This is a genomic window from Roseomonas sp. 18066 (genome assembly GCF_902706185.1).
Taxonomy (GTDB): Bacteria; Pseudomonadota; Alphaproteobacteria; order Acetobacterales; family Acetobacteraceae; genus Pseudoroseomonas.
In genome coordinates this window covers 1-3,804 of sequence record NZ_CACSJM010000266.1, presented here as the reverse complement: position 1 = coordinate 3,804, position 3,804 = coordinate 1, and the positions used below count along the sequence as shown (strand labels likewise).

Below are 3,804 nucleotides of genomic sequence, written 5' to 3'. Positions count from 1 at the left end.
TAAGAGAAAAACATCACCCCGGCGGGGGTCTGGGGGCGGAGCCCCCAGCGGCGTGGCTTAAGCCCTGGCCTTCATCGCTTCCAGGATCGCCTCAGCGTCCCACCCCGCCGGGCACACCAGGAAGGTCCCGTCTTCCAGCGGCACCGTGGCCAGGCCGGTGTCTTCATAGGCGCGGAGCAGGCCGGATCCGACCTGCCAGAAGGCATGGCCGACGCCGTTGCGCTCGCAGAGGTCGCGGAACCGCCACATCGCCGAGATCCGGGCGCTGTCGTCGCCGGCGGGGTCGCCCAGGCCGATCCACAGCGTCTCCAGCTTCAGGAAGGCGAAGCCGGCGCCGCGGCCGCCCTCGGCGAAGAGGGTGGCGTCGGCGGTGGCCGGCACCCGGCCGCCGAGCACCGCCAGGCGGGTGCGGGCGGCCTGGTCGAAGTCGCTCTCGCGGATGCGGGCGGGGCGCAGCAGGCGCAGGGCGGCGACGAGGAGAAGAACGCCGCACAGGCCCACCGCGAAGCGCAGCGTGTCCGGCGCCTGCTCGGAGAAGGGGACGGACCACCAGGCCTCGTCGGCCACCGGCTCGCGCCAGCCGATGCGGGCCAGGGTCAGGGCGGCGATGGCGCTGGCGGCCAGCGGCAGCAGGGTGGCGAGGGTCAGCGGCTCGCCGGTCAGCCGGGCGTCGCGGTAGAAGGCCGTGCGGATGCAGGCCAGCAGCCCGGCCAGCGCGAGGAAGGCGCCGGAGATGAACCAGGGCTCGCCGCGCAGCAGGGCGGTGATGCAGCCCAGCATCAGCAGGACGATGCCGCTGACCCAGGCGATGCGCAGGCGGCGCAGCATGCCATAGGCCGCGACCAGCAGCAGCGTGCCGATCACCGAGGCGGCGAAATGGCTGGCCAGCGCCGCCCATTCCCCGGCCCATTGCGCCAGGCGGGCGCCGCGCGCCGGCAGCGCGCCGATGAAGATCAGGGCGACGCCGGCCAGGCCGGACAGGCCGGCCATGACCGGGCCTTCCAGCGCGTCGGCGACCTTGGTCTCGGGGCCGAGGCGGCCGAGCAGGTGGCGGCGCTGGTTGATCTCGAAGCCGGCGAAGAGGGTGCCGGCCAGGAACAGCGGCACGATGTAGTAGTAGAAGCGGAACAGCAGCAGGGCGCTGATCACCTGCGGCGCCGGCAGGTAGGGCTGCAGCCCGACCAGGATCGCCGTGTCGAAGACGCCGAGCCCGCCCGGGACGTTGGCCGCCAGGCCGGCGGTGTAGGCGGCGAGGTAGAGGCCGACGAAGCGCGGGAAGGTCAGGCCTTCGGCCGGCGGCAGCAGGGCGTAGAAGATCATCGCGGTGACCGCGACATCGACCGCCGCCAGCGCCGTCTGGGCCAGGGCCATGCGGAAGCCGGGCAGGTCGATGCGGTGGCCGAAGGCGGTGAAATGCGGCACGAAGCGCGCCAGCAGCAGGTAGCTGGCGACGATGGCCAGCATGCCGGCGCCGATCAGCTGCATCGCCCAGGCCGGCACATGGCCGGCGGCGCCGGGGATGATGTCGGGGTCGTGGATCAGGATGGCGCCGCCCAGCGCCATGCCGCCCAGGCCGAAGGTCAGGCTGGTGAAGGCGATGACCTTGGCCACCTCGCCCGGGGTCAGCCCCCAGGCGGCGTAGAAGCGGTAGCGCACCGCGGCGCCCGAGACGGCGGCGAAGCCCAGGTTGTGCGCCAGGGTATAGGCGCAGAAGGAGGCGAGCGAGGTGCGCAGGTAGCTGACCGGCTTGCCGGCATAGACCGAGCCCAGCCGGTCGTAGATGGTCAGCACCGCATAGGCCAGCAGGGTCCAGCCGGCGGCGATCCACAGGGTGCGGGCCGGCACCGCCTCGATCGCCACCCGCACCTCGGCCAGCGACAGGTGGCGGAATTCCCGCTGCACCACATAGAGCGCGCCGACCAGCAGCAGCACGCCGAAGACGGTAGGCCCGTGCCGCTTCAGCGCGCCGAGCACGGGGCTCACGCCGCGGGGCTCTCCGCGGCGGCGGCGGCCTGGGGCGGGCGGGCCAGCGCCTCCTGGATCAGGCGCACCGTCTCCGGCACGCCATAGGCGGCGGCCAGGCTGCCGAAGCGCGGCCCCTGGTCGGCGCCGACGAGCACCTGGTACAGCGCGTTGAACCAGCCGCGCGCCACCCCGGGGGAGCCGTCCTTCATCAGCTGGATGAAGGGCTCCCGCCGGCCGGCGTCATAGACGATGGTCTGGATCCGCTCGGCCTGGGGCAGGCCGGGGGGCAGCGCCTCGATCTCGGCCTGGTGCGCCAGCAGCCCGTCGATCAGCGCCTGGAAGCAGGGGCGCTCCTCCGGCGTCGGCGCGCGCGGCGTCAGCGTCGGCAGGATGAAGTCGCGGGAATAGGCGACCGCGTAATCGACCAGCTGGCCGAGCAGCGGCTGGTTCTCGGGCGTCGCGCCGGGGGCGTAGTTGCGGACGAACTTCCACAGCCGCTCGGGCGTGTCGGCGGCCGAGACGGTGGCCAGGTTCATCAGCATGCCGAAGGACAGCGGCGGCTCCGGCGTGTTCGGCGCCTCGCCGGCATGGATGTGCCAGGCGGGGGAGGCCGGGTCGGCATTGGCGCGCAGCTTCTCCCGGGCGGCCAGGTATTCGTCGGTCGCGCGCGGGATGACGTCGAAATGCAGCCGCTTCGCCCGGCCCGGCTGCTGGTACATGAAGTAGGAAAGGCTCTCGGGCGGCGCGTAGGTCAGCCATTCCTCGATGGTCAGGCCGTTGCCCTTGGACTTCGAGATCTTCTGGCCGCCGGCGTCGAGGAACAGCTCGTAGGTCATGCTGACCGGCGGCTCGGCGCCCAGCACCCGGCAGATCGCCGAGGACAGCTTGACGCTGTCGATCAGGTCCTTGCCCGACATCTCGTAGTCGACGCCGAGGGCAAACCAGCGCATCGCCCAGTCGGCCTTCCACTGCGCCTTCACATGGCCGCCGGTGACCGGCGTCTCGAAGCGCTCGCCGGTCTCCGGGTCGCGCCAGACGACGGTGCCGTCCTGCGGCCGCGTCTCCTCCATCGGCACCTGCATGACGATGCCGGTCTTGGGGTGCACCGGCAGGAAGGGCGAATAGGTGGCGCGGCGATCCGGGCCGAGGGTCGGCAGGATCACCTGCCGCACTTCCTCATGCCGCTCCAGCATGCGCAGCAGGGCGGCGTCGAAGCGGCCCGAGCGGTAGTAGTCGGTGGCGGAAGCGAATTCGTATTCGAAGCCGAAGGCGTCGAGGAAGGCGCGCAGCCGGGCGTTGTTGTGCGCGCCGAAGCTGTCATGCGTGCCGAAGGGGTCGGGGATGGCGGTCAGCGAGCGGCCCAGGAAGGGACGCAGCATGTCGCCGTTCGGCACATTGTCCGGGACCTTGCGCAGCCCGTCCATGTCGTCCGAGAAGGCCAGCAGCCGCGCCGGCAGGCCGGTCAGCCGCTCGAAGGCGCGCTTGACCCAGCTGGTGCGGGCGACCTCGCCGAAGGTGCCGATATGCGGCAGGCCGGAGGGGCCATAGCCGGTCTCGAACAGCGCCGCCGGTTTCCCAGCACCGGCAATGCGATCGGCGACCTTGGCGGCTTCCTCGAAGGGCCAGGCCTTGACAGTGCGGAGCGATGGATCGGCGGTCATGCCCGCCCCATGCCAGCGCCGCGACCGCCGGTCAACGCGCGGCATGGGCAGGGCAGCCACCGTATCCTTGCGTTTCCATCACCTTTGGGAAAAACCGCCCCCTCTCCTGGCCTTGTTCGCCTTTTGCCCCTAGGGTGCGCCGGGTGCCCCCCGCCGACCGGGCGAACAGCCCCCATCC

2 protein-coding genes are annotated in these 3,804 nt (G+C 72.0%); both read right to left on the bottom strand.

The window, feature by feature from the left end; all coding sequences use genetic code 11:
- Positions 1-57: 57 nt before the first annotated feature.
- A complete protein-coding gene (locus GVN67_RS28340) occupies positions 58-1,983 on the bottom strand; it encodes a lysylphosphatidylglycerol synthase domain-containing protein (RefSeq protein ID WP_160000651.1) in 1,926 nt (641 codons plus the stop codon).
- A complete protein-coding gene (locus GVN67_RS28335) occupies positions 1,980-3,626 on the bottom strand; it encodes a lysine--tRNA ligase (protein WP_160000650.1) in 1,647 nt (548 codons plus the stop codon). Before GVN67_RS28335 ends, GVN67_RS28340 begins: the two co-directional genes overlap by 4 nt.
- Positions 3,627-3,804 lie beyond the last annotated feature (178 nt).

Excerpts from the sequence above, each read along its gene's own strand:
- GVN67_RS28335 (WP_160000650.1), bottom strand. The coding sequence starts at position 3,626 with ATGACCGCCGATCCATCGCTCCGCACTGTCAAGGCCTGGCCCTTCGAG.